The sequence below is a fragment of the Shewanella sp. genome (assembly GCF_051658185.1).
Taxonomy (GTDB): Bacteria; Pseudomonadota; Gammaproteobacteria; order Enterobacterales; family Shewanellaceae; genus Shewanella.
On sequence record NZ_JBOFMC010000319.1, the window covers coordinates 1 to 26,803 of the forward strand.

Here is a 26,803-nt window from a genome sequence, read left to right on the forward strand (position 1 = left end):
TTAAAACGAATTTATGACATGATACCCGCTAAAATCCTCTGTGCAACTCATAGCAGCATTTGTGGTTGAATAATGTCAATATTGGCTATAGTTCACCCGTCACCCTGCCGATGACAACTTACAAAGCACAAGGTAACGGCGCCGCCAACGCCTCTCCTTGCCCACCCAATCGCGCTAAATTATCCACAATCGCCACTAAGCCATTCCAGCGATATCCGCACCAGTCTGGCGCTAATAACATCGGCTTTTTCGCATAAGCCGTCACCCGATGAAAAATCACCTCTTTTGGCGTATGCCGAATAAGCTCGCCGACACTGGCGGCATAGTCTTCTATGGTCAACAAGGGCAAGCGACCACTGCGCCACGCTTTCGCCATTGAGCTGCCCTCAACGACATGTAAAGGGTGCAATTTCAGACCATCGACGCCCTGCGCAAGCACAGCGTTCAAGGTCGCCATATAATCAGCGTGGGTCTCACCGGGCAATCCAAGAATAAGATGGGTGCAGACTTTAAGGCCGCGGCTTCTTGCCCGTGTGACCGTATCACAGTAGCAAGCAAAATCATGGCCGCGATTGATCCTATGTAGCGTTTGATCATTGGCCGTTTGCAAACCTAACTCCAGCCAAACATCAATCCCTTTCTGTTGATAGGCAACCAACAAATCCAATACATTATCTGGCACACAATCGGGGCGAGTGCCGACACATAGCCCAACAATTTCGCCATCCATCACCGCTTCATCATACTTAGCCATTAGCACTTGATATTCATCATAGGTGCTAGTATACGCCTGAAAATAAGCGATAAATTTATCCGCTTTCTGGTTAGGCTTGGCCGCCCGATAGCGCATTTTCCCTTGGGTAAGTTGCTCGGTAATGCTAAGGCTCTCTGTCGTTTGATGACTAAAAGAAGCCACATTGCAAAAAGTGCAACCACCACGCCCTAGGGTGCCATCTCGGTTCGGGCAGGTGAACTTCGCATCTATCGTTAATTTACGTAATCTTTCGCCATACTTAGCCTTACACACTGCGCCAAAAGTATTGACGTACGCATCAAGTCCCATTAATCAGCCCACCGCATCTTATATCGTGTCATTCACAGCCTCAAGCCTTTCAAGCCAGCCAGTTGCTCACCCCAAAGCGCTATCGCCCACAGGCATACCAACAAGGAAAAGGGGGAATTGTAAGCGTTACAGGCAAAATTTACTCAATGACGCATCAAATTCTTAAGGCTTAATCTGGCACAGTCACGCAACTTGAGGGATAAACCGCACCTCTGCGCCTTTTTGCGACCCAAATCACACCGCAAATGAATAACAATGCATATCCAATGTATTTTTATAGCAACACTGTACTTGCAAAAAAAATCACTATTTCTAAATCGAAGGCAATCCACCCACTTGTTATAATTTGGTAAATAAAAACCTATTATATTTTTTAAATTGTTTTTATTCATAATGTTATACAACCCAATCACCAGTTTACGTTAAGGTAAGATAATTATGGTTTGTGTATTAAACATGAATTAATACCCACATTTTATGCAAAAATTTGGTTTGACCTTTAGTTAATCTCAGGCTAATTTGGGTGGTTCGGGTGCATATCTATAGAAAGTCGTTACATTTTCTCCCCGAGTGATAATTAGTTGAGGTCTAGGGAGGTTTTTGTATGAGCTTATATCATCCCAGTTTTGAACGGGACAATTGTGGTTTTGGATTAATCGCACAGATGGATGGTGAAGCCAGTCATCGTATCGTGCGCACCGCTATCCACGGCCTAGATCGCATGAAACATCGAGGCGGTATTGCCTCGGACGGGCGTACGGGTGACGGTTGCGGCTTATTAATGCAGCTGCCCGTTCAATTCTTTGAGGCCGTAGCCGCTGAAAACGACTGGCATTTAAGTCGCAAATTTGCCGTCGGCATGTTGTTTTTAAGCCAAGATGAAGAACTCGCTGATCGCGCCAAGTTCATGCTGGAACGCGAGCTCGAACGAGAAACCTTAAGCATTGCCGGCTGGCGTAAAGTCCCCATCAATCCTGAGGTGCTCGGGCAAATCGGTAAAGCCAGCCTGCCCCAGATTTATCAAGTATTGATTAACGCGCCTATCGGCTGGCGGGAAAAAGATCTCGAGCGGCGCTTATATATGGCGCGTCGCCGTTTAGAGCAGCAAATTACCGATGATAAAGACTTCTATGTCGCAAGTCTTTCAGGGCAAGTCATCGTCTATAAAGGCTTAATGATGCCCGTGGATTTACCCGCCTTTTATCCCGATTTGGCTGACATCCGTTTAAAAAGCTCAATTTGCTTGTTCCACCAGCGTTTTTCGACCAATACCTCTCCTAAATGGCCTTTAGCCCAACCCTTTAGGTATCTTGCCCATAACGGCGAGATCAACACGATTACCGGGAATCGCCAATGGGCCCGCGCCCGCGCTTATAAATTTAATTCCCCTCTCCTGCCCGACTTACAGCAAGCCGCGCCATTTGTGAACGAAACCGGCTCGGACTCATCTTCTTTAGACAATATGCTCGAAATGCTGTTATCCGGCGGGATGGATCTTTACCGTGCCATGCGTTTACTCATTCCGCCCGCATGGCAAAGTAACCCTGAAATGGACGACGAATTAAAGGCTTTTTACGACTTTAACTCTATGCATATGGAGCCATGGGATGGTCCGGCAGGTATCGTCATGACCAACGGTCGCCATGCCGCCTGCGCCGTAGACCGTAACGGTCTGCGGCCATCACGCTATGTGATCACCAAAGACCGCATATTAACCTTGGCTTCAGAAGTGGGGATCTGGGATTACGCCGCCGATGAAGTGATTGAAAAAGGCCGAGTCGGCCCCGGTGAGCTATTAGTACTCGATACGTTAAATGGCCGCCTGTACCAATCCTTTGAAATTGATAACGATCTAAAGCGTCGCCATCCTTACAAAGAATGGATGGCCAAAAACAGTCGCACCCTGATCCCGGCCGAGCAACTGACCAGTGAGCAACACGGCGCCAGCGATCTGAGCCCAGCGCAATTGCTGCAATATCAAAAACAATTTGGCTATACCCGTGAAGAATTAGAACAGGTCATTTGGGTACTGGCAAAGCAAGGTGAAGAAGCCACAGGCTCGATGGGCGACGACACCCCAATGGCGGTGCTGTCGAAAAAAAATCGTTCACTGTATGACTATTTCCGACAAAAATTTGCTCAGGTCACTAACCCGCCAATCGATCCACTCCGTGAAAAACACGTGATGTCGTTAGCGACCTGTATTGGCCGCGAGCAAAATCTGTTTAATGAAACCACGGGGCATGCTTATCGGGTGATGTTTAATTCGCCCATCTTACTCTTTAGCGATTTTAATCAACTACTTGGTTTAGATAGTACCTACTACCGCGCCAATATCGTTGACTTAAATTACGATCCAAAAGAAGGGCTTGAAGAAGCCATCCGCCGTATCACCGCCGAAGCTGAGCGGTTAGCTCGCAGCGGCACGACGCTGCTGATTTTGTCAGACCGTGCGATTGATAAATCGGTGCAGGTGATCCCCGCGGCCATGGCGGTAGGCGCAGTGCAGCAAATGCTGGTCAACAAAAGCCTACGTTGTGATACCAACATCATTGTCGAAACGGCATCGGCGCGCGATCCCCACCACTTTGCGGTATTACTCGGTTTTGGTGCTACGGCGATTTATCCCTATTTAGTGTATGAATCAATTGCAGATCTGGCTAAACGCCATGGCTTAACCGACATTACTGCCCTCATGCTTAACTTCCGCTACGGCATTGAAAAAGGCCTGCGTAAGATCATGTCTAAAATGGGGATCAGCACCGTTGGTTCCTACCGTTGTAGCCAGCAGTTTGAAGCCATTGGCATTGCCAGCGAAGTGATTGAATTATGCTTTAAAGGCGTGATTAGCCGGATTGAAGGCGCAGGGTTTGCAGAGATTGCCCAGGATCAAGCGCTATTGCATCAAGCGGCCTACCGTGCCCATATACCGCTACCACAAGGCGGATTACTCAAATACGTAGAAGGCGGTGAATACCACTGCTTTAACCCCGATGTGGTCAATACCTTACAAGCATCGTTAATTGACAAAAACTTCGCGACCTATAAAAAATTCGCGCAGTTAGTGGATAATCGCCCGATTGCCACCCTGCGGGATTTGATCGGCATTAAAGGCTCACAGGCAAGCATCGAACTGGCCACAGTAGAACCGGCATCGCAGCTGTATCCCCGCTTTGATAGCGCCGCCATGAGTATTGGAGCGTTAAGCCCCGAGGCCCATGAAGCCTTAGCCATTGCAATGAACCGTCTCGGTGGCCGCTCCAATTCAGGTGAAGGTGGTGAAGATGCTCGCCGCTTTAACAGCGAGCGCAATTCTGCGATTAAACAAATTGCCTCAGGACGTTTTGGGGTAACGGCGCACTATTTAGTTAACGCCGATGTCTTGCAGATTAAGGTCGCACAGGGGGCAAAACCCGGCGAAGGTGGCCAACTGCCCGGCCATAAGGTGAGTGTTGAAATTGCCGGTCTTCGCCATGCACGCCCGGGAGTCACCCTCATTTCTCCCCCGCCGCATCACGATATTTACTCTATCGAAGACTTGGCCCAGCTAATTTTCGATCTGAAGCAAATCAATAATAAGGCACTGATCTCCGTAAAATTAGTGTCAGAGCCGGGAGTCGGAACTATCGCCACCGGCGTGGCGAAAGCCTATGCGGATATGATCACCATCTCTGGCTACGATGGCGGCACCGGCGCGAGCCCTATCACCTCGGTGAAATATGCTGGCAGCCCTTGGGAACTCGGCCTTGCCGAAGTGCATCAATCCTTAGTCGAAAATGGCCTACGTCATAAGATCCGTCTGCAGGTCGATGGCGGCTTAAAAACCGGCACCGATGTGATCAAAGCGGCATTACTCGGCGCCGAAAGCTTTGGTTTTGGTACAGTGCCGATGATCGCGCTAGGGTGTAAGTATTTGCGGATTTGTCACTTAAATAACTGCGCGACGGGTGTCGCCACCCAAGATAAAAACCTGCGCGAGCATCACTACCACGGCCTGCCTGAGCGAGTGATGACTTACTTTGAATTTGTCGCAGAGGAAGTACGCGAGTGGATGGCGACCCTTGGTGTCAGCAAATTTGAGGACTTAGTCGGCCGCAGTGAATGGTTGCATACCCTTGAAGGGCAAACCGCCAAACAACATGGCCTTGATTTAACGCCCATTTTGTATCAACCCCAGGTGCCTGTGACCTCGTCACGCACCTGGCAAGAAACCAATCCGCCCGCGGATTTAGGCTTACTCAATCAACATCTATTACACGAGTGCCAACAGGCAATCGATAATGCTGACAGTTTTGAGGCGGCCTATAGCATCAATAATACCGACCGCTCTGTTGGTGCAACCCTATCAGGTTACATCGCCAGCACCTTAGGCGTAAAAGGCACTAACGCCCCCATTAAACTCAGCTTTAATGGGAGTGCGGGCCAAAGCTTTGGCGTGTGGAACAGCCCAGGACTTGAGCTAAAACTCTGCGGCGATGCCAACGACTACGTTGGCAAGGGCATGTCCGGCGGTAAAATTGTGATTTATCCGCCGCTAGGTAGCCCCTTCCAAAGTGAGCGCAGCGCCATTGTGGGTAACACCTGTTTATACGGCGCAACGGGCGGTAAATTTTTTGCAGCAGGCCAAGCCGGTGAGCGTTTTGCAGTGCGTAACTCAGGCGCCATTGCGGTGGTCGAAGGCCTTGGCGATAACGGCTGTGAATATATGACCAGCGGAATCGTGGTGGTGCTGGGTAAAACCGGGGTGAATTTCGGTGCAGGGATGACCGGCGGCTTTGCCTATGTGTTTGACCAATTTGGCCGTTTTAATCGCCGCGTCAATACTGAGCTGGTCGATACCCAAAAGCTGGAATCCCCGATTGCGCAGCAACATTTAAAAGGCTTAATTGAAGAGCATGTGGCCGAAACCGGCAGTGAACACGCCAAGATGATCCTCAGTGATTTTGCTAACTGGTTAGATTGCTTTGTGTTAGTCAAACCTAAAAATATTGCGGTGGCCGATCTGCTCAAATTAGAGCAATCAAGCCCAGAACTCATCGTAAAAGCGGGGTAATGGCACATGAGTAACGATTTTCAATTTATTGAAGTGGGTCGCAAAGATCCGGTAAAACACCCTGCAGCAAAGCGTGCAACTCAGTTTATTGAGATTTATCAGCCTTTTGCTCAAGCACAGGTCACGGAGCAAGCCGATCGCTGTTTAGATTGCGGCAATCCTTATTGTGAGTGGAAATGTCCGCTACACAACTATATTCCCAACTGGCTTAAGCTGGCTCAGCAGGGACGGATTATGGAGGCGGCGGATTTAGTTCATGAAACCAATACCCTGCCAGAAATTTGCGGCCGCGTATGCCCGCAGGACAGACTCTGCGAAGGCGCCTGTACCTTAAACGATGACTTTGGCGCGGTAACCATCGGTAATGTTGAAAAATACATTACCGATACGGCTATCGCTCAGGGTTGGCGCCCGGATATGAGTAAAGTCACGCCGCGTAAAGAACGGGTGGCGATTGTTGGCGCCGGTCCCGCTGGCTTAGGCTGCGCCGATATCCTCGCCCGCAATGGCGTCAAAGCGGTGGTATTTGATAAATATCCGCAAATTGGCGGGCTACTCACCTATGGGATCCCGTCGTTTAAACTCGACAAAGCCGTGATGGCCACCCGGCGCAGCGTATTAGAAGGCATGGGCATTGAATTTAAACTCGGTGTCACCGTTGGCAAGGATTTACCCTTTACCCAACTGCTTGAGCAATACGATGCCGTATTCCTTGGCATGGGCACCTACAGTGCCATGCAAGCGGGCATTGAAGGTGAAAATGCCAAGGGCGTCTATCAGGCTCTGCCTTACCTGATTGGCAACACTCATGAGTTGATGGGCACAAGCGATCCCGCCACGCCCTACCTAAACCTCAAAGGTCAGCGCGTGGTGGTGTTAGGGGGCGGTGATACCGCGATGGATTGCGTACGTACCGCTATCCGCCAAGGCGCAAGCAGCGTAGTGTGTGCTTACCGCCGCGACGAAGCCAATATGCCAGGCTCACGCCGTGAAGTACAAAACGCCCGAGAAGAAGGGGTGAACTTCCTCTTTAATCGCCAACCGGTCGCCATTAAAACGCAAGATGGTCAGGTTATCGGCGTAGAATGCGTTGAAACCCAGCTCGGTCAAGCCGATGCCAGTGGCCGCCAGCGCCCCGAAGCGATTGCGGGCAGCGAGCAACTGCTTGCGGCCGATGCGGTCATCATTGCTTTTGGTTTCCAACCCAGCCCAGCGGCGTGGTTTAGTGATTATGGGATTGAATTGGATCAATGGGGCCGCGTCAAAGCCAGTAAGCAGTCCGCCAATCCATTCCAAACCAGCCACCCTAAAGTATTTGCCGGTGGAGATATGGTGCGCGGCTCTGATCTCGTGGTAACCGCCATTGCCGAAGGCCGCGATGCGGCGCAAGGTATCCTTAATTACCTGGACTAGACAACCTAGACGAAGCCACTCGCGCTTATCCTCAAAACGCTTGCAAGTGCCCGCCGATTAACGCGGGCACTTTTTTAGCCGCTCCCTTTTCAAGCAATCGTCCGCCATCGCCATCCCCGATCGCACAAACTCTGTGGTATATTAAGCGCCGTTCTGTCGTTCACCTATTCGTGTTAACTCAAAAAGGTCACCTATGAAAATTGGTATTATTGGCGCAATGGAGCCAGAAGTTGCGCATCTTATCGCTGCCATGACAAACCCAAGCTCGCAAACCATCGCCGGTATTGAATTTATTGCAGGCACACTGGCGGGCAAAGAAGTGGTAGTGACTCGCTCTGGGATCGGTAAGGTCGCCGCCAGTATCGCCACCACCCTGCTTATCGAAAAATATGCGCCCGATGCGGTGATCAATACTGGCTCTGCCGGCGGCTTTGTCGATAGCCTTGCCATTGGTGATATTGTAATTTCATCAGAAGTGCGCCACCACGATGTGGACGTGACCGCGTTTGGTTATGAAATTGGCCAAATGGCCCAGCAACCCGCCGCCTTTATTCCCGCGCCCGATTTGGTTGCTGCCGCCAACAAAGCTATCGCCCAATTAGGCGAGGTCAAAGCCATTGAAGGCCTCATTTGCACTGGCGACAGTTTTATTTGCGATCCTGCGCGCACCCAAACCATGCTAGCCAACTTCCCAACGATGGCCGCCTGCGAAATGGAAGGCGCCGCCATTGCCCAAGTTTGTCATCAGTTTGGCGTGCCCTTTGTGGTGATCCGTTCGCTGTCGGACAACGCCAATAATGACTCACCTGTCGATTTTGATGCCTATATCGTTAAAGCCGGATACCACTCAGCGTTGATGGTTATGTTGTTGCTTGAGCAATTAAAGTAATCCAGAGTCAGTAGCGGAAGTACCAAATGATCAACAGCTTTTGTGAGCAACTTATCGAGACCGATGGCGCGTTGTTTGAAGGATTTTTGGTACTTTTTTTAGCCTTATTACTGGCACGCTTAGCCCCTTTACCGCGAGAAATCCACCCACTGATGGGATTGAGCTATTTAGCAAAACAGCTCGCGGCAAAAGTCAATCACCCCGAACGTCCGGCGCGTCAGCAAACCATCGCTGGCTTTTTGGCTATGTTGCTGCTGGTGTTTCCCTTCTGGGCCATCATCACTTTTTTACTCGAGCTTGCCGCCTTTCCTTGGTTTTTTGAGTTTGTCGTACTGTACCTTTGCCTCAGCGATGCCAGTTTTAGCCATATCGCCGAAGAAATTGCCACTGCGTTAAGCCGCCAAGATAACGCCAGTGCCAAGGCGCTATTACAGCCTTGGGTCAATCGCGATACCCAAGATTTGTCGGAAATTGGCATCAGCAAAACCACCATTGAAAACCTCACAACGGCACCGATTTACGGCAGCGCTGCGACGATTTTCTTTTTTGCAATTGCTGGGGCGCCTATGGTGCTGGCGGTACGAATGATCAAACAATTAGAGTTAAGCTGGCCGCCAATACAACCCCAATATCGTCATTTTTGTCTGACGGTAAATACCTTATCTACCGCATTGCTAGCAATCCCTGCCTGGTTATGGAATCTCTCCCTCGCCATTCAAGGCGGTCCAATGGCGGTGGCTAAACTCTTTAGTGTTCCCCAGTTTCATCCTGCATTACGCGGCTATGGGCAGAGCATTAATCTGGTCGCCAGCATGTTACACATTGAACTGGGCGGGCCGCAAAAGCTTGCGGGGCAGCGCATTGAGGTGGCAAAACTCCGCTATGGCCCCGTCCCCTCAAATGCGACCATTGCCCAAGCGATTAAGCTGACCTCCTGCGCCAATATGATCTGGTTTAGTTTTATCATCCTACTGCCCATACTTTGGGCGGGTTTACGTTATTTACAAAACCTCTAAGCGAGCACATAAGCTCAAGATACACTTAAGCTTTAGATGCCCTTGAGCTCGAGATACGCTTAGGTTCGAGAGAGTCGCGACCAGCTGTGTCTATGGTTGCGTTCTCGCAGCAAGTGCCCACTTAGGTCTATTATTTATTTCAATTCAATCTCGCGTAGAAGGCTGACTACTTTGCTCGAAAGCATGCACATTTCGTTAACAACCCCGGCGTTATTGTTCCCGGCAATCTCATTATTACTCTTGGCTTATACCAATCGTTTTTTTGCCTTAGCGGCATTAATCCGCAGTTTGAGTAATGGCCAAAAACCTGTTCATCAAAATCAAATCACTAACCTTAGCCAACGCATAGGTATCATTCGACGGATGCAAGAAGCCGGCGTGTGCAGCTTTGCCCTGTGTGTGTTATGTATGATTTTTATCTACATAGGCTTCAACAAGATAGGGTCAGTGATCTTCCTTGCCAGTCTGTCGTTATTGCTTTACTCCTTGTTACTTTCGGTATTGGAAATTCGCATTTCGGTCGATGCGCTCAATATCCATATTAAAGAGATGAGTCCATGAACCACTGGATCTACATTTTTGATTTATGCGGTACCGCAGTGTTTGCCTTATCAGGTGCCCTCGCCGCGGGTCGCCATCGCATGGACCCGTTTGGGGTGATAGTGCTTGCTTCGGTCACTGCCATTGGCGGTGGCAGCATTCGTGACGCACTAATAGGTGCCACCCCAGTCTTTTGGATCCAAGATCCGAATTACATTATCGTGATCCTCGCGACGGTATTAGCCTGCTTGCTATTGGTGCGCAGACCCCACAAGGCGCCGCAATATCTTCTTCCGGTGGCCGATGCCCTCGGCTTAGCGCTCTTTACCGTGATTGGCGCCGAAAAAGCCCTAAGCCTTGGCTTAAGTGGCATGATTGCCGTCGTCATGGGGTTGATCACCGGCGTTGGCGGCGGCATTATTCGCGATCTGCTGTGCCGGCAAATCCCTATGGTCTTACGCACTGAAATCTATGCCACCGCGTCGATCATCGGGGGGATCGGTTATACCGTGAGTTTGGCCTTTGGGATGGGGGAAACCACCGCCCTCTTTCTGGCCATGAGCAGCGCCTTAATCATCCGCTTAAGTGCCATAAAATGGCATCTGTCCTTACCTGCTTTTGATTTGAAAACCAAGAGGAATTAGCTTGCCAATTATCGCCCTGATTTTCTGTCTGCTGTTCACCCCCGCCATGACCACAGTCGCGGCGCAGCTTGACTTAAACCCCATGCCACAGGAGCAGCAGTTAGCCGTGAAATACATGGCGGCGCTCACCGAGCAAGACTATCAGACCCTCAAACATTTTTACCGCCGAGACAGTGTGTTTTTTGATAAAACCGCCAATCGCAAATACACTGGCGGGCGTTTTATTATCGATTTTTTTGAGCGCGCCCATGAAGGGGTATTGGAATACCGCTTCAATATCGAGCATATGTATAATGCTGGCGCCTTAGTCGTGATGATTGGTAACTATCACTTTAAGGGGCCCGGTGAGCAATTTGGCAAACCCGGCAAAATCATCGATGTCGCCATCCCTGGGGTGACAAGCCTGAAACTTGATATGGTCAACCTGAGGGTTACTGAGCATATTGATCTGATTGATTACCAAACCATGGCCGACCAATTAGCGTTGCAGTAGTCACAAAATTCACTGCCAATTGAAACTTGGCCCCCCATCCTCGGTCAAATCTTGCATTAAGTAACACGATGGAATATGCCAAAACGGGCATCGCTTAGTCTCAATGAGGTTTGTATGAAGTGTATTAGCGTAGTTGCACTGCTTTCCCTAAGTATGTTGCTACAGCCCGCAGCAGCCCAGACGTTACAACCCATTATTATCTCTTACGCTGTGCAGCCCGTGAGCGATTTCAATCAACAACTGCTAAAAGCGCAAGCACAACGGCAAAGTTGGGCAAATGATCCCAGCCAGATCAGCAGCCACTATGCCGGAAATAAGTTCACTCTGCTACGCAGCCAAGCCTACAAAGGCAGTGTTGTCACTTACCAAGTCAGTGAACTCTCGGCGCAGCACCCGCAAATGTTGTTGATTTTATCCCTCAAAAAAAATACCCAGCACTGGCAAGTCAATTCCGCCCAATTAGCCTGGAAATGCCATGATAGCCAACATTTTGGAACGGACAGATGCAGCATGGCTGAGGCGCAGCATAGTACTGCGCCTTAAGAAACCAATCGTGCGGCAGTGAGGATGAGTGAGATAGTCACGATGAAATAGTCACGATGAGATAGTCACGATGAAATAGTCACTATGGGATAGTCTCATAGAGATCGCTTCTATGAGTTCGCCCCACACAGATACTCACCATTGGAGCCCGCACTCACGGCCCCAAAGGGCATCAACTGCAGGCGATAAGCAACAAGTAATAAGCAACAAACACGAGCTGGCAGGGACCGCCTTAAAATAGCACACCACGCGCGGCTCAAGGCACACGCTGCAGGGCATCGCGCCCGAAACAACAAGGGCGCCCACTGGGCGCCCTCACTATCATTCACATCATTACTGACATGGCTAACGCTGATGCGGTTACACCAACGTCACATTGGCAAACTTGCGCTTACCTACTTGGAATACCGCAGCCGTACCCGCACTGAGCACCATACGACTATCATCCAGCTTCTCACCGTTCATCTTCACCGCGCCCTGCTTAATCAAACGCATCGCTTCTGAAGTTGACGCCACTAAATTGGCGTCTTTGAGCAAATTGGCAATCGCCAAACCGTCACCGGCCACTAACTCGACCTGTTCGATATCATCAGGAATTAAGCCCTTAGAACGATCAACGAAGGCTTGATGGGCATTATCTGCCGCCGCCGCGTCATGGAAGCGGGTGATGATTTCCTTGGCAAGGGCAATCTTGATATCACGCGGGTTCGCCCCGTTAGCAACATCTTGCTTAAACTGCGCTATTTCGGCCAACGGACGGAAGGACAGCAGCTCAAAATAGCGCCACATCAGTTCATCCGAAATCGACATCAGCTTGCCAAACATCTCATTGGCAGGCTCGCTCACCCCAATATAGTTGTGGGCTGATTTCGACATTTTCTTCACGCCATCAAGACCTTCAAGCAATGGCATCATGATCACCGCCTGCGGCTTTTGACCCTGAGCTTTTTGCAGCTCGCGCCCCATCAGAAGGTTAAACTTTTGATCCGTGCCACCTAATTCCACATCCGCTTCTAGGGCTACCGAATCATAACCTTGGAGCAGCGGGTACATAAATTCATGGATAGCAATCGATTGGCCTGAGGCATAACGCTTCTTAAAGTCATCGCGTTCCATCATCCGCGCCACAGTCTGCTGGGATGCCAAACGGATCATGCCCGCAGCACCAAGCGGCTCTAACCAGCTAGAGTTAAATTCGATACGGGTTTTCGCGGGATCGAGGATCTTATAAACCTGCTCTTTATAGGTTTCAGCATTGGCGAGCACTTGCTCACGAGTGAGCGGCGGACGGGTGCTATTTTTACCGCTAGGATCACCGACCATCCCCGTAAAGTCACCAATCAAGAAAATGACTTCATGACCTAACTCTTGGAATAATCTTAATTTATTTAAGATTACTGTGTGCCCAAGATGAATATCCGGCGCAGTCGGATCTGCACCTAATTTAATCCGTAATGGACGTCCTTCTTTGAGTTTTTCAAGCAGATCCGCCTCGAGTAAAATCTCGTCGGTACCACGTCTAATTTCTGCTAATACTTGGTCTACATCAGCCATCTGGGCAGGGACTCCTAAGGCCATCATCATAAAAAGAGGAGACTTATGTTACTTGTTAGCCAGCACAATTGAAAGTGTGTACACTAACGGGATTATTCACGCCTCTGGTTATCGGTATCGCCGTCAATGGGAAAGGTTATTACGTTATTTAAATTGTTGCCTAAAAAGCACCAAGTTCTCCTCAGCATTCTTTCGGTTATCACCATGATAACCATGCTATTACCTTCTGAAGAAGCCCAAGCATCTAGGCAAACTAGAGGGCTTAATGACCCGGCCCAAAGCCCCTCAAGTTACGATGTCCCATTAGCCTTTCGCGCCCCGGTGCGTCCTGGCGATTTAGGCGAACAAGCCGAGCAAAACCTCACTGAGGAGCATTTTGCCGCAGAGCAAGCGTCATCACCCGCGCCAGCAAGTGCAACCCCGTTATCTTCTGCCGAGGCGCTCAGCACGGGTGCCGAATCCTTAGAAAGCGCTAATCATCGCGATGTTGAGCATTTTAATGTGAAAAATGGCGATACGTTAGCGGCCGTGTTTACCCGTGCAGGCTTAAGCAGTAAAGAAGTATATGACATCACTCAATTGCCGCTAGCCAAACAAAATTTACTTAAAATTATGCCCGGTGAAGAAATAGTCATTTCAAAGGATGCGAACGGCGCGTTAACTGAAGTACGCTATCGCGTCGATGCGGTGTCGACGTTAGTGATCACGAAAAACCACGATCAATACCTTGAGACGATCTCTGAAAAAGACGTAGAGATCCGCAGCCATTTCACGCACGCCAACATTAAAACTAACTTTTGGAATGCCGCCGTCGATGCCGGGATGACGGCCAACCAAATCATGCAACTGTCGACCATCTTTGGCTGGGACATTGACTTTGCCTTAGATCTGCGTGAAGGCGACAGTTTTGCCATTATTTACGAACAAGAATATGCCAACGGTGAGTTTTTGCGTAACGGCAATATCCTCGCGGCGGAATTTGTTAACCAAGATGAACGCTATACCGCCATCCGCTACACGGATGGCAACTATTACTCAGAAAATGGCACCAGCATGCGTAAAGCTTTTTTACGCTCACCGGTTGATTTTAAATACGTTAGCTCAAACTTTAATCCCAAACGTTTACACCCAGTCACCGGCCAAGTCAAAGCTCACCGCGGGGTGGATTACGTTGCCGCTATCGGCACGCCGATAAAAGCGGCGGGTAGCGGCCGGGTCATTGAATCAGGTTATAACCAATTTAATGGTAACTATGTGGTGATCCAACATAACAACACCTACACGACTAAATATTTACACCTCACTAAGCGCAACGTCAGCAAAGGTGCCACAGTTAAACAAGGCCAAATCATCGGCACATTAGGTAAAACCGGACGAGTGACGGGCGCCCATCTGCACTATGAATTTATCGTCAATGGCGTACACCGCAACCCTCGGACCGTGACCTTTCCCAAGTCTGAAGCCATTGCTCGCAAAGAAAAACCGCAATTTGACGCCTTGAGTCAGCAACTCATGGCGACCATTGCCCAAAACAAACAAACGCAGCTGGCCATGCAATAACGACGGATATCCTTCATGACACATGCTTATTACATTGGACTCATGTCAGGCACCAGCATGGATGGTGTTGACGCCGTATTAGTCGACTTTGCCGGGGCGCAGCCTGCCCTCATCGCCAGCCATACCGAGGCGATCCCGCCACATTTACTTAAGGGATTGCAGCGCTTGTGTTTACCCGGCGCGGATGAAATCAATCGCCTAGGTAGATTAGACCGCCATGTCGGCCAGCTATTTGCCTTGGCGGTCAACAAGCTACTCGCAAACGCCTCGGTCACTAAAGAGGAGGTGAACGCCATTGGAAGCCATGGCCAAACCGTGCGGCACATGCCCAATCTTGAAGTGGGTTTCACTTTGCAAATTGGTGATCCCAATACCATCGCCACCGAAACTGGCATCGATGTCATTGCCGATTTTAGACGCAAAGATATCGCCCTTGGGGGACAAGGCGCTCCGCTTGTTCCAGCTTTCCACCAGCAGGTCTTTGCTGAACAAGGGAAAAAGCGCATTATTTTGAATATCGGCGGCATAGCCAACATCACCTATCTGCCGGGCAAACGTGAACACGTGGTCGGCTTTGATACAGGCCCAGGTAACACTTTAATTGACGCGTGGATCCAACAGGTTAAAGGCGAAAGCTTTGATCGGGATGGCGCATGGGCGGCCTCTGGTCAAACTCATCCTGAGCTGCTCACTCAGCTACTTTCCCATCCCTATTTTTCGATGGCTTACCCCAAAAGCACGGGCCGCGAACTGTTCAATCAAGCGTGGTTAGAGCAACAATTAACCCCCTTTAATCACCTCGATGAAGCCGATATCCAATCGACGCTATTAGATTTAACCTGCCATAGCATCGCCCAAGATATTCTGCGACTGGGTGACACTGGAGAGTTATTCGTCTGCGGTGGCGGCGCCTTTAATCGCGAGCTCATGCAGCGCCTTGAGCGTCTCCTACCGGGCTATCAACTGGCCACCACCTTAGCGCTTGGCGTCGATCCCAAATGGGTCGAAGGCATCGCCTTTGCTTGGCTGGCGATGCGCCATCATTTAGGTTTGCCCGCCAATCTACCCGCGGTCACCGGCGCCTCCCGCGAAGCGGTACTGGGCGGACGTTTTAGCGCCCGCTAAGGCGCAGTGAACAACGCAACTGGTATGCATAAAAAATATAGAATTTAATAAACCAAAAACGCCGCCATAAAATGTCCGAGATAAGCATAAATGTGACCTGAATTTGTGCTTTATTCGCCCTTGATTGTGCAGCGCCTAACATAAATACCAGATATTTCAAATGTTTAAGTAAAAATCCTGCGTCAACAAAGAGTGTAGAGTATCGCCGTCATTAGGATTTCCCCCTTTCCCCGCTCCTTGATTAGCTGAAAACTTACTGCTTAGGTATCAGCACGCTCACCAACATCTTCATGAAGTGAATCAGGTAAACCTCAAAAATCCGGCTATGCTTAATTTCACCTCAGCATTGTCGTTGACAATGATCGGCGCTAACACCACGCGCAGGTTGGTTGCAGGACAAAGGAGGCTCACACAATCACTTTTTCGTTCTTATTCAACATCTATTCAAGGTTGGGATGCTATGTTGGGAGGATATGTTAAAAGTAGCCGCCGTTTGTAGTTCAGCCTAGATGGTCGTCATTAGCTGCATTTAAGGGTCAACAGCTCAGCGCAAACGGCAAATCAAATATTGTAATAAGACAGCCTCAGTCACTGTGGTTGTCTCGTAATAGTAGGGGATTTATTGATGAATATGTCACAAAAAATGGTCGCGGAATTTATCGGCACCTTATGGCTCGTCCTTGGTGGCTGTGGCAGCGCCGTGCTTGCGGCGGCATTTCCAGAGTTAGGAATTGGCCTGCTTGGGGTGTCCTTTGCCTTCGGCTTAACGGTATTAACCATGGCTTTTGCCATTGGCCATATTTCAGGTTGTCACCTTAACCCCGCGGTATCATTCGGCCTTTGGGCCGGTGGACGTTTTCCGGCTGCACACTTGCTACCGTATATCATTGCTCAGGTCGCAGGCGCGATCGCAGGCGCAGGGATTTTGTATTTAATCGCTTCAGGTCAAGAAGGTTTCTCACTGGCGGCAGGTTTTGCCTCTAACGGGTTTGCGGAACACTCACCCGGTGGTTATAGCCTGCAAGCAGTGCTGATCAGCGAAATCGTGATGACTCTGTTTTTCTTGATCATCATTTTAGGGGCCACCGATGAGCGTGCACCAAAAGGTTTTGCTCCGATTGCCATTGGTTTAGGCTTAACCCTAATTCACCTTATCAGCATTCCAGTATCCAATACCTCAGTCAATCCTGCTCGCAGCACAGGTCCTGCGCTGTTTGTCGGGGATTGGGCGTTATCGCAATTATGGGTATTCTGGTTAGCACCGATTGTGGGTGCGATTTTAGCGGGAATTATCTATCGCTATTTCCATGCTGCGAAATAATCCCGGCATTCCAACAACACAACAGCGCCTATTGGCGCTGTTGTTCTTTTTATCATCCCACGCTAGTGTTACCATTTAGCCAACCGGTGAATTTTGCTGTTTGCTGAAAGAAAGATACAACAGACTTCGCCCCATCCAAATCAAAGAGATATTTTCCATGAGCAAGACTGTTAAAACCCTCGCTGAAACCGCCGCCATGACGCCTGAAGGCCGTTATGATTACCTCGTTGAACAGGTTAAAGCGCACCAAACCCTGTGGACATTACAAGACCAAGACGGTTGTGTCATGTTAACCACCGAAGAAGAAGATTGCATTCCCATGTGGCCAACAGAAGAAGCCGCCGAATCATGGGCGGTCGATGAGTGGAGCGATTGCCAGCCCCTCGCCATTCCATACACTGAATGGCATGAACGCTGGGTGCCGGGTATGGAAGATGACGACCTCTTTGTAGCAGTCTTCCCTGTGCAAGATGACCTAGGCGTGGTTATTCCCCCTTACGAGTTAGATCAACGCCTTATCACCAAGCAAAGTCACTAACACTGCGAATAACGAAACGACTCACGAAGCGAGAATATCAATGAGCGAGCAAGAATCCACTTTGCCCACGCCCACCGTAACGCCCGTGCCGCGCCCTCGTTTACCAAAGCGTTTAATTGCCTTGCTATTACTCTATGTTATCGCTGCTATCAGCGGCTTGATGGCCAAGCAAGGAGTGCTATTTTGCTTGTTAACGCTCGTAATGGTCCTCGGGATTTTAGGTCGCCAGAAAGCTGGACTTATCATGCTGCGCGGTTACACATTAGTGCAATTAGCCCTGATTAGCATGCTACCGATTATCCTTTACGATCCTGATAATTTAGTGGCGGGCCCGACGACGGTACATTTAGGGGAATGGCAAGGAAAACTGCCTGATTATGTGATTTTTATTTTCTTAATTATCATTGCATTACTGCAGGTCTGGGTCGCATTTGATCAAAAAGTTAACGCGTGGTGCAAACCTAAGCTCAATTTCAACATCATGAGCTAACCCAACAGTTATGGCTAAACGCCCTAACGCGGATGCCGACAAAAAAGCCGTCTTAATGACGGCTTTTTGATGGTAAATCCCCCAAAATCTGGGTAACGGATTAAATCGAGAAACTGGCGCCACATCCACAGGTGGTCGTGGCGTTGGGGTTTTTAACAAAAAACCGTGAACCTTCTAGGCCCGAAGTGTAATCAACTTCACCCCCCACCAAATATTGCAGGCTCATCGGATCGACGACCAATTGGACGCCTTGTTTTTCAACGGTAAAGTCGCCTTCATTCACCTTTTCATCAAAGGTAAAACCGTACTGAAATCCTGAGCAACCACCACCAGTAACATACACACGTAACTTAAGTGCCGGATTTTGCTCTTCTTCCAATAGCCCTTTTACCTTAGCGGCTGCCGCATCGGTAAATTGAATTGGCATTGCTGCGTCAGCTTGATCAGTCATTACTACCTCTTACATCAGTTTTCTGGGGCAAATTATCTGTTACCTGACTATTTTGTTCAAGTATTACCGGTGGTTCTTTTTCACCCTGCATCAGCTCAGGCAAACTATAAACATGTTCTGTCTGTGAATTTTTCGTCCAACGGCTCGCAGGCACCACCACTTTAACTTTGACCTGCTGCAAATTAAAATCTTCAGGCACTGTAACAGGGGTGTCTATGACCTGAAAATACCGAAAATCAAATGCCAGTTTGGTTCCCATAAGTTTATTGACGCTTAATTCACGTGGTTTGCCCGCCTGCTGGCCAATTAAGGTCAATTCCACGAGGCCCTGAATAGCTTGCTTGCGCTTTTGTAGCTGAGTCAAAATCAGTTTGAGATGATATTCTCTGGCGAGGGAGCCTTGGGTCATTTCCAGCCCATGAATAGCCACACCTTCGGCATTGTCATCTGGCGTCATCAGACTGCGATAGAAGGCTAATTCCCGCTGTAATTCCTGTTGTTTTTTAAGCTGCTCACCAAACATCTGCTGCATCTGCGCATTCGCCTCCTGAGCAACGGCTAATTCTAAATTGCGTGCGGCAAGCTGCTGTGTTTGGCTCTCCAGCTCACTGGTTAGCTCTTCTGAGTCACTCTCGTGTTGCGCCAACCCGGCACCAAGGTTAAACCAGCTGTAACTCGCCCAAGCACCGAGCAAAAACGCAACCAGTACGAACAACACTAAAGAGACTGACGATGGACGGTATTGCAGGTCCATGCGTTGCAGCCAATTTAATCCACCACGAACATTTGGCATGACGTCCCAAGCCCCTTATAAAAAATTCAATTCCAACGACCAGACAAAAATACCATCCACTGAAAAAAGGTCGAGTCCCAGCCCTGGTGACCAATGCGTATTCCTGCTGGGGGATTTAGCTTCATTCATTAGCCATACCTTTGGACGGTATATGTTGCTCAACAACACTGAGGCTGAATTTTACGGGGAACGGCGCTATGTGGCGAGCACTTGTGTCGCGTTATAGAAAAATAGTTTTATGAATCAATCTGTCAAACATTGGTAAATTGCAGGCTTTGCGCAAAATGGCGTCAATGTTCACTTGGCGGATCACTTGGTGCGGTCAACCTTGATTGATAGACGCCGCCGACCGTTCTCCAGCTCGCGAATCCTTAAACAAAACTGTTGAACATGAGTCACAAATATGACGGGTTTACCCCAAAAATCTAACACCGCGACTATACCACTATTTCGTTACCCTAGTGCTTCTGCTAGAATCGCGCCTCAGCCACCCTACACACATTAGGGTAGATTAAGCGGCGCTACGCGCGCTCATCTGCCCCCTAGCTATTGGAAATCAGGCTGATGAATCAGTTCGAAGGATCCCATATCCTCTCCGTAAACCAGTTAGATCTTGACTCAATCCACACTATTTTTAATGTCGCTAGCCGCATGATGCCCTATGCTCTGCGAGAAAAGCGCACCAAAGTGCTCGATGGCGCCATTTTAGGCAATCTATTCTTCGAACCCAGTACCCGTACCCGTGTCAGTTTTGGCTGTGCCTTTAACTTACTCGGTGGCCATGTGCGTGAAACGACCGGCATGGCCTCGTCCTCGTTATCGAAGGGCGAATCCCTCTACGATACTGCGCGGGTGTTATCGACCTATTCCGATGTCATCGCCATGCGCCACCCCGATGCTTACTCGGTTAAGGAGTTTGCAGAAGGCAGCCGCGTGCCAGTCATCAATGGCGGCGATGGCTCCAATGAGCATCCAACCCAAGCCCTGCTGGATTTATTCACGATTGAAAAAGAACTTAAATGTGCGGGCCGTGGTATTGATGGCATGCACATTGCGATGGTTGGCGACTTAAAATTTGGCCGCACTGTGCATTCCCTGTCACGTTTGCTGTGTATGTATAAGAACATCAGCTTTACGCTCATATCCCCTGCTGAATTAGCCATGCCCGACTATGTGATCTCGGCCATTGAAAATGCTGGGCATAGCATCAGAATAACAGACCAACTTGAAGGCCATTTAGATAAAGCCGACATTCTTTATCTCACCCGCATTCAAGAAGAGCGCTTTCCTTCACAGGACGAGGCGAATAAATATCGCGGCAAATTCCGCTTAAATCGCAGTATTTACACTCAGCATTGCAAATCGAACACTGTCATTATGCATCCGCTGCCACGGGACTCCCGCGCCCAGGCCAATGAATTAGATAATGACCTCAACAATCATCCTAATCTGGCCATTTTCAGACAGGCTGATAATGGATTGTTAATTCGCATGGCTTTGTTTGCATTGACACTGGGAGTTGACGCACAACTCGAAAAATATGAGTGTCCGGTTACTTGGTATTCACGCAAAGCCGATCGTTAATTGGCTACAGACTTTAAGGATTCAACATGACCCGTTCCGAAGTGCTATTTGAACAGGCTAAAAAAACCATTCCCGGCGGTGTGAACTCTCCAGTTCGCGCTTTTAATGGCGTGGGCGGCTCGCCCCTATTTATCGAAAAAGCTGACGGCGCTTATATTTACGATGCTGACGGTAAAGCTTATATCGATTATGTCGGCTCTTGGGGCCCCATGATCCTCGGCCATAACCATCCTAAGATCCGTCAGGCCGTTTTGGCTGCGGTAGAGAATGGCTTATCCTTTGGCGCACCAACGGAGCTTGAGGTGCAAATGGCCGAAAAAGTTATCGCGATGGTGCCCTCTATCGAGCAAGTGCGCATGGTGAGTTCAGGCACCGAAGCAACCATGAGTGCGATCCGCTTAGCCCGCGGTTTTACTCATCGTGACAAGATTTTAAAATTTGAAGGCTGCTATCACGGCCACGCCGACTGCCTGTTAGTCAAAGCCGGTTCTGGCGCCTTAACCTTAGGTCAACCCAGCTCGCCGGGTATCCCTGAAGATTTTGCTAAGCACACCTTAACAGCGGTGTATAACGATTTAGATTCCGTTAGAGCCCTGTTCGAACAATACCCGACCCAAATTGCGTGCATTATCATCGAGCCTGTTGCCGGCAACATGAACTGTATTCCACCTATCCCTGGCTTCCTGCAAGGCCTGCGCGCTATTTGTGATGAGTTTGGAGCGCTGCTGATCATTGACGAAGTCATGACCGGTTTTCGAGTCTCTCAAAGTGGTGCCCAAGGCCACTATGGCGTCACGCCGGATTTAACCACCCTCGGTAAAGTCATTGGCGGCGGTATGCCAGTGGGGGCTTTCGGTGGCCGTAAAGAAGTCATGCAGTTTATCGCGCCAACCGGCCCGGTTTACCAAGCTGGCACCTTATCCGGTAACCCTATCGCCATGTCAGCAGGGCTTGCACAAATGGAAGCGCTGTGTGAAGCAGGCTTATATGAGGAGCTGAGCGCTAAAACCAAACGTATCGCCGAAGGTTTTAAAGCGGCGGCGGATAAGCACGGCATCCCAATGGCCATCAACTATGTGGGTGGCATGTTCGGTTTCTTCTTTACCGAGCAAACGCAAATTACCCGCTTTGATCAAGTCACCAAGTGCAATCTTGAACACTTCCGTACTTTCTACCACGGTATGTTAGATGAAGGGGTGTACTTAGCACCTAGCGCCTATGAAGCCGGCTTCTTATCCATGGCTCACGGTGAAAAAGAACTCAGCCTAACCTTAGCTGCCGCCGACCGAGTACTGGCGAAGATGAAAGCGGCAGAGTAACCGCTAGCACCACATTGGCCAATAACCACATTGGCCAATATAGGCTGTCCCCAATGACCTGAAGGGATACCTAAAGCACGCGAATAAAGTAAAGGCTACAGATGTTTTTTATCCTCTGTAGCCTTTTTTTATGCGCTCTTTATCAGTGGTTTTTATAGGGGAGTGCTGGAATGATTCGGTTAAATCGCCGGGACTTTAAATTGCGTGTCTTGGATTGCTAGCACAACATCCCGCGGGCGAATCGCAATGATCTTTAATTTCCCGGCAATCATATCGCCCTCCTGCAATTCGGCCCCATCGACATTTAACCAACGTTGACTAGCATTCGTCGAATAAACATGGGCCACAATATTAAATTCAGGCACTTGTAACTGTAATCCCGCAGGCAATTGCCCATATTTAGGAATGTCATCGGCAGCAGGTTTTGGCGTTGGATCTAAATGCGCTGCCGTTACCGCAGTATTGGCGGCATTGCCATATTCAACCCCCTTTAATGCCGATTGAAATGTGGCGACTAAGCGATCCTCTTCACGGCTTTGATGGGTTTCCAGCCCCACATCTGCCGCTGCCGCACTCACCTGTTGACGCAACAGCGCTAATGGATCAACCCCTTGACGCTCCGCACCATTGTCCCCTGCTCGCAGCGCTGAATCATGCGGTTCTTGATAACTCATATCTTGATTAATCCGATCTTGGTTAATCGGATCTTGAGTCACAGCCGCTTGGGCAATATCCCCGTAAACCGCTGGAGTGACTTGGGTGTCAGTTGCTGCAGCGGATGGCTGCTGCTCATAACTTATCGCATCAACTGCGGCAGAGGTCGTTAAGTAATCGACATAGCTAGGGTCTTGATTCCCAGAAGGCCTTACTGCAGTGGGTTGTGGTATTGAGCCGGTCAGTGGCATTGTGGCGGTCTGTTGCATCACCATGGTCGCAGCACTGGGCAACTCTTGAGCTCTAGGCAAAGCCACTTTCCCGGCAAGACGAATACCGCTGCCATTGCTAGACACACTCGATGTGACAACCAATGCATCGCTTCCTTGGGCTGTTAAAGCATCAACCTCTGGAGGCTCTTGCCCCGCCGGGCTCAGCTTCTGAGAAGCATCGACGTTCGCTGTCGCATTAACCATTGATGGCGCAGTAGCGTTCTGTGCTGCATTGGCTCGCGAAGGCATGGTTTGCACAACTCCCAGAGCTGAGACGTCATTAGCTTGTCGCAGCAAGGTCAGCCCCCAGGCCAAACCTATCCCCACCGCAATAGCGAGGCCCACGAGAGACAACTTCCCCAAAGGCAGTGCTGGACGCACGGGTGACGCATTTGGACTGCGGGGAGTTAACACCGCATCCGGTAACGGGGATAATTGCTGCTGTTTATTACGCGTAACCGCATCAAGTAAAATCGACATTAACCACGCACTCCATTATCGGTTAAGCGGGGTCCCTGCTCACTTAAGTACAAATTTAATCTCACTAAGGTTTGATTTCCGGCAATACCATCGGCTTTTAAACCATGTTGCCGTTGGAAGTTTTTAAGATCATTTTCAAGCTTAAGATCAAACTGCGAGACCCGTCTAGCGCTGCGATGGCTGACCTTGGCTAGCGCATTTTCCAACCATTGCCATTGACTCGGACTCGATTTTTGACTGATCTCCTGCATAGGGAATTTAGGCGCTTGCCATAAAATCTCAAAAGTCCCACTAAAATGTTGATTAAACCACGAGCGTTCGACCCAAAGCTGTTGCTCACCTAATTGCATGAGCAACTGATCGTTATCCACCGCCAGCACAGCCCCGTAAAAGTCCTGATGATGAGCATCGACTAAATACACCACCGCCGGATAATTTAACCGAGTGAGCGACATCCAATTGCCCTGCTGTTGATAACAGGCTAAGCCTTGTTCCACAGCAGACTGGCAAGCCGTTAACCCTTTAAAGGGCACCTTGCCCCACACACCAAATAAGCCAGCAAAGGCAGTGCTAATGTCGCGGCTTTGATTAATCGCCTCAAGCAGCAGCCGTTGGCTCGCATCGACGGCCATGGATACCGGAGTCGCGCTAGCATCCACAGCCACTGTTGGGCCATTCGCAGTAGCAGGCGCGAGGGATTGTAATGACGACGGCGTTGCAGATTGTAATGACGATTCTGCTGCCGACGGCGTTGCAGATTGAGCGGCACTTGCCTGCGCCGTCAGCGCATCGACCGCTGAAGCCGGCAAATTGTTTGGCACATTCCCTGACGCCACAGAGCCTTGCTGGCTAAGTAAGGCGTAGGAAATCCCAAAGGCCAACATCAGTGATAATGCCATGGCACTGGGCCAGAGGTATTTATGCTGCTTTTGCTCGACCTCGCCTAACACTTCAACTGCCGCTTGCTTGACCATATGTTGATCAATCGGGACACGGGACTGAGCATACCCGGCCATTAACGCCCGTTCGCAGAGTAAATTAATGAGGCGCGGGATACCACCGCTGTACTTGTGGATGACCTTAATGGCTTTACGAGTAAATAAAGGCTCAAAGCGACCAGCCACTTGCAAACGGTGCAGAATATACAAGGAAATGTCAGCTTCACTCAGTGGCAACAGATGATAACGAGCAGTGATCCGCTGCGCTAATTGTCTTAATTCTTGACGTTTTAGCAGCATTTGTAGTTCGGGCTGCCCAATGAGAATAACCTGCAATAATTTTTTGGTATCGGTTTCAAGATTGGTCAGCAAGCGCAGCTGCTCTAACACTTCAGGACGTAAATGCTGCGCTTCATCAATGATCAACACCGTGTTACGGCCTTTTTCATGATTAGCCAGCAAAAATTGGCTCAAACGGTCTGTCAGTGTTTTCAGCGTAGGGTTCTCACCGTAGCGAATACCGAGTTCATCACACAGGGTGGCCAACAATTCTAACTGTGTCAGCGACGGATTGAGGATAAAGGCGGTATCCGTGTTCTCAGGCAATTGCCCAAGTAAACATCGCGATACCGTGGTTTTTCCCGTACCGACTTCCCCCGTCAGTAACACAAACCCCCCGGTTTCCCCTAACCCATAGGTTAAATGGGCCAACGCTTCCCGGTGCCTATCACTCAAAAACAAATAATGGGGATTGGGTGCAATTGAAAAAGGGTTATCACTGAGTCCATAAAAGGCCTTATACATACCACCAATCATCCTAAATTTAGAAATAACTCCACAAGTTAAAGCGTACTTGGGAGATTGTCAAAGCTTGCCCTTTCACGCTGTGATAGCGCCATAAAATCTCTCTTGAGGAATGCAGCTGATAAGCGAGCATCGTGCTAAGCTAGCGCCATGAAAGACTGTAAAGAAATATCCCAATGAAAATATATTTAGTGGGCGGCGCCGTTCGTGATGCGCTACTTAAACTCCCCATAAAAGACAAGGATTACATGGTTGTTGGCGCCACACCGGCCCAAATGCTGCAACTTGGATATCGTCAAGTCGGTAAAGACTTCCCGGTATTTATCCACCCGACAACCCAACAAGAGTACGCCCTCGCGCGTACCGAACGAAAAACAGGCCTTGGCTATGGCGGTTTTAGCTGTTATGCCAGCCCTGATATCACCCTAGAGCAGGATTTACTGCGCCGGGATCTCACGATTAATGCCATCGCCCAAGATGAAGATGGGATCTTGTATGATCCATATCATGGCATTGACGATATTAAAGCCCGCCAGCTACGCCATGTCTCAGAAGCTTTTATTGAAGATCCACTGCGAGTTCTGCGCGTTGCGCGCTTTGCTGCAAGGTTTCACGCCCTAGGCTTTAGCATTGCCAAAGAGACCTTTAACCTGATGTGTCAACTCAGCCAAGGGCAGGAATTAACCGCGCTGACGGCAGAGCGTGTCTGGCAAGAGGTGGATAAAACCTTGGCGGGCCCTAATCCAGAGGTCTTTTTTGATGTCCTCAGACAATGTGGTGCCCTCAAAATCTTATTTCCTGAAATAGATGCACTGTTTGGCGTCCCCCAACCTGAAAAATGGCACCCTGAAATTGATACGGGCATTCATACCCTGATGGTATTGGCCCAAGCAGCGTGCCTGACTGAAGATAAGGCTGTACGCTTTGCCGCCCTACTGCACGATCTTGGTAAAGCCTTGAGTCCTAAAGAACATTTACCTAAACATCATGGTCATGGTCAAAAAGGCTTACCCCTCATTAACAGCCTCTGTCGCCGTCTGAAAGTCCCCAATGAATATCGTGATCTCGCGTTACTGGTAAGTGACCAGCATCAAAATGTGCACCAAGCATTTGATCTAAAAGCTGAAACCATTATTCGACTATTTGATAAAGCGGATTTTTGGCGCAAACCGCAACGTCTCGAACAACTTCTTAGCAGTTGTATCGCCGACATGCGTGGCCGCAGCGGATTTGAGCACGCTCTCTACCCACAAGCCGACTATCTTA

Annotated in this window: 22 protein-coding genes; 16 read left to right on the top strand and 6 right to left on the bottom strand. The window is 49.4% G+C overall.

What is annotated here, in order from left to right; translation table 11 throughout:
• Positions 1–118: 118 nt before the first annotated feature.
• Complete coding sequence (locus tag ACRCZA_RS12110) at positions 119–1,063, bottom strand: TIGR01212 family radical SAM protein (RefSeq protein WP_438674684.1); 945 nt, start codon at positions 1,061–1,063, stop codon at positions 119–121.
• Positions 1,064–1,667: 604 nt separating this feature from the next.
• Between ACRCZA_RS12110 and gltB the strand changes: the two genes are divergently transcribed.
• The 8 genes from gltB to ACRCZA_RS12150 all read left to right on the top strand — a co-directional run bounded on the left by gltB (position 1,668) and on the right by ACRCZA_RS12150 (position 11,654).
• Entirely contained in the window at positions 1,668–6,116 is a 4,449-nt protein-coding gene (gltB, locus tag ACRCZA_RS12115) for a glutamate synthase large subunit (protein ID WP_438674685.1), read from the top strand.
• 6 nt (positions 6,117–6,122) lie between these two features.
• Positions 6,123–7,529, top strand: a complete 1,407-nt coding sequence (locus ACRCZA_RS12120) for an FAD-dependent oxidoreductase (RefSeq protein WP_438674686.1) — start codon at positions 6,123–6,125, stop codon at positions 7,527–7,529.
• 193 nt (positions 7,530–7,722) lie between these two features.
• Positions 7,723–8,418: a 5'-methylthioadenosine/adenosylhomocysteine nucleosidase gene (locus tag ACRCZA_RS12125; RefSeq protein ID WP_438674687.1), complete on the top strand. Its 696-nt coding sequence runs from the start codon at positions 7,723–7,725 to the stop codon at positions 8,416–8,418.
• Between the two features lie 26 nt (positions 8,419–8,444).
• Positions 8,445–9,434: a cobalamin biosynthesis protein CobD/CbiB gene (locus ACRCZA_RS12130; protein WP_438674688.1), complete on the top strand. Its 990-nt coding sequence runs from the start codon at positions 8,445–8,447 to the stop codon at positions 9,432–9,434.
• A gap of 183 nt (positions 9,435–9,617) precedes the next feature.
• Positions 9,618–9,995 carry a DUF2721 domain-containing protein gene (locus tag ACRCZA_RS12135; protein ID WP_438674689.1) on the top strand — a complete coding sequence of 126 codons (378 nt, stop codon included), beginning with the start codon at positions 9,618–9,620 and terminating at the stop codon, positions 9,993–9,995.
• Entirely contained in the window at positions 9,992–10,618 is a 627-nt protein-coding gene (locus tag ACRCZA_RS12140) for a trimeric intracellular cation channel family protein (RefSeq protein WP_438674690.1), read from the top strand. Before ACRCZA_RS12135 ends, ACRCZA_RS12140 begins: the two co-directional genes overlap by 4 nt.
• Position 10,619: 1 nt before the next feature.
• Entirely contained in the window at positions 10,620–11,111 is a 492-nt protein-coding gene (locus ACRCZA_RS12145; protein ID WP_438674691.1) for a nuclear transport factor 2 family protein, read from the top strand.
• 114 nt (positions 11,112–11,225) lie between these two features.
• Complete coding sequence (locus tag ACRCZA_RS12150) at positions 11,226–11,654, top strand: hypothetical protein (RefSeq protein ID WP_438674692.1); 429 nt, start codon at positions 11,226–11,228, stop codon at positions 11,652–11,654.
• 360 nt (positions 11,655–12,014) lie between these two features.
• Here the strand turns inward: ACRCZA_RS12150 and tyrS are convergent, their stop codons facing one another.
• Positions 12,015–13,208: a tyrosine--tRNA ligase gene (gene tyrS / locus ACRCZA_RS12155; protein WP_438674693.1), complete on the bottom strand. Its 1,194-nt coding sequence runs from the start codon at positions 13,206–13,208 to the stop codon at positions 12,015–12,017.
• A 126-nt stretch (positions 13,209–13,334) separates the two neighbouring features.
• On the opposite strand from tyrS, the gene ACRCZA_RS12160 reads away from it, so the two are divergent.
• The 5 genes from ACRCZA_RS12160 (at position 13,335) to ACRCZA_RS12180 (ending at position 18,242) form a co-directional block, all read left to right on the top strand.
• Positions 13,335–14,768 (top strand): peptidoglycan DD-metalloendopeptidase family protein, encoded by a 1,434-nt coding sequence (locus ACRCZA_RS12160; protein WP_438674694.1) that lies wholly within the window; start codon positions 13,335–13,337, stop codon positions 14,766–14,768.
• 15 nt (positions 14,769–14,783) lie between these two features.
• Positions 14,784–15,893 (top strand): anhydro-N-acetylmuramic acid kinase, encoded by a 1,110-nt coding sequence (locus tag ACRCZA_RS12165; RefSeq protein ID WP_438674695.1) that lies wholly within the window; start codon positions 14,784–14,786, stop codon positions 15,891–15,893.
• Positions 15,894–16,518: 625 nt separating this feature from the next.
• Positions 16,519–17,214: an aquaporin Z gene (aqpZ, locus tag ACRCZA_RS12170; protein ID WP_438674696.1), complete on the top strand. Its 696-nt coding sequence runs from the start codon at positions 16,519–16,521 to the stop codon at positions 17,212–17,214.
• 157 nt (positions 17,215–17,371) lie between these two features.
• Positions 17,372–17,752 carry a DUF2750 domain-containing protein gene (locus ACRCZA_RS12175; RefSeq protein WP_438674697.1) on the top strand — a complete coding sequence of 127 codons (381 nt, stop codon included), beginning with the start codon at positions 17,372–17,374 and terminating at the stop codon, positions 17,750–17,752.
• A 40-nt stretch (positions 17,753–17,792) separates the two neighbouring features.
• Positions 17,793–18,242 (top strand): hypothetical protein, encoded by a 450-nt coding sequence (locus ACRCZA_RS12180; protein ID WP_438674698.1) that lies wholly within the window; start codon positions 17,793–17,795, stop codon positions 18,240–18,242.
• 100 nt (positions 18,243–18,342) lie between these two features.
• Here the strand turns inward: ACRCZA_RS12180 and erpA are convergent, their stop codons facing one another.
• Together erpA and ACRCZA_RS12190 are read right to left on the bottom strand one after the other, a co-directional pair.
• Complete coding sequence (gene erpA, locus ACRCZA_RS12185; protein ID WP_438674699.1) at positions 18,343–18,693, bottom strand: iron-sulfur cluster insertion protein ErpA; 351 nt, start codon at positions 18,691–18,693, stop codon at positions 18,343–18,345.
• The gene (locus ACRCZA_RS12190) at positions 18,686–19,486 is read right to left on the bottom strand and encodes a DUF6776 family protein (RefSeq protein ID WP_438674700.1); all 801 of its coding nucleotides are present in this window, start codon (positions 19,484–19,486) and stop codon (positions 18,686–18,688) included. The genes erpA and ACRCZA_RS12190 overlap by 8 nt, the downstream gene beginning before the upstream one ends.
• A 564-nt stretch (positions 19,487–20,050) precedes the next feature.
• On the opposite strand from ACRCZA_RS12190, the gene ACRCZA_RS12195 reads away from it, so the two are divergent.
• Together ACRCZA_RS12195 and hemL are read left to right on the top strand one after the other, a co-directional pair.
• The gene (locus ACRCZA_RS12195; protein WP_438674701.1) at positions 20,051–21,070 is read left to right on the top strand and encodes an aspartate carbamoyltransferase; all 1,020 of its coding nucleotides are present in this window, start codon (positions 20,051–20,053) and stop codon (positions 21,068–21,070) included.
• A 26-nt stretch (positions 21,071–21,096) separates the two neighbouring features.
• On the top strand, positions 21,097–22,389 hold the full coding sequence (hemL, locus tag ACRCZA_RS12200; protein ID WP_438674702.1) for a glutamate-1-semialdehyde 2,1-aminomutase: 1,293 nt from the start codon (positions 21,097–21,099) through the stop codon (positions 22,387–22,389).
• Between the two features lie 179 nt (positions 22,390–22,568).
• On the opposite strand, the gene ACRCZA_RS12205 is transcribed toward hemL, so the two are convergent.
• Both ACRCZA_RS12205 and ACRCZA_RS12210 read right to left on the bottom strand, forming a co-directional pair.
• Positions 22,569–23,795, bottom strand: a complete 1,227-nt coding sequence (locus ACRCZA_RS12205) for a general secretion pathway protein GspB (RefSeq protein WP_438674703.1) — start codon at positions 23,793–23,795, stop codon at positions 22,569–22,571.
• A complete protein-coding gene (locus ACRCZA_RS12210; RefSeq protein ID WP_438674704.1) occupies positions 23,795–25,537 on the bottom strand; it encodes an ExeA family protein in 1,743 nt (580 codons plus the stop codon). The genes ACRCZA_RS12205 and ACRCZA_RS12210 overlap by 1 nt, the downstream gene beginning before the upstream one ends.
• 176 nt (positions 25,538–25,713) lie before the next feature.
• Between ACRCZA_RS12210 and ACRCZA_RS12215 the strand changes: the two genes are divergently transcribed.
• Positions 25,714–26,803: multifunctional CCA addition/repair protein (locus ACRCZA_RS12215; RefSeq protein ID WP_438674705.1), on the top strand; the 1,090-nt coding region annotated here is incomplete at its 3' end.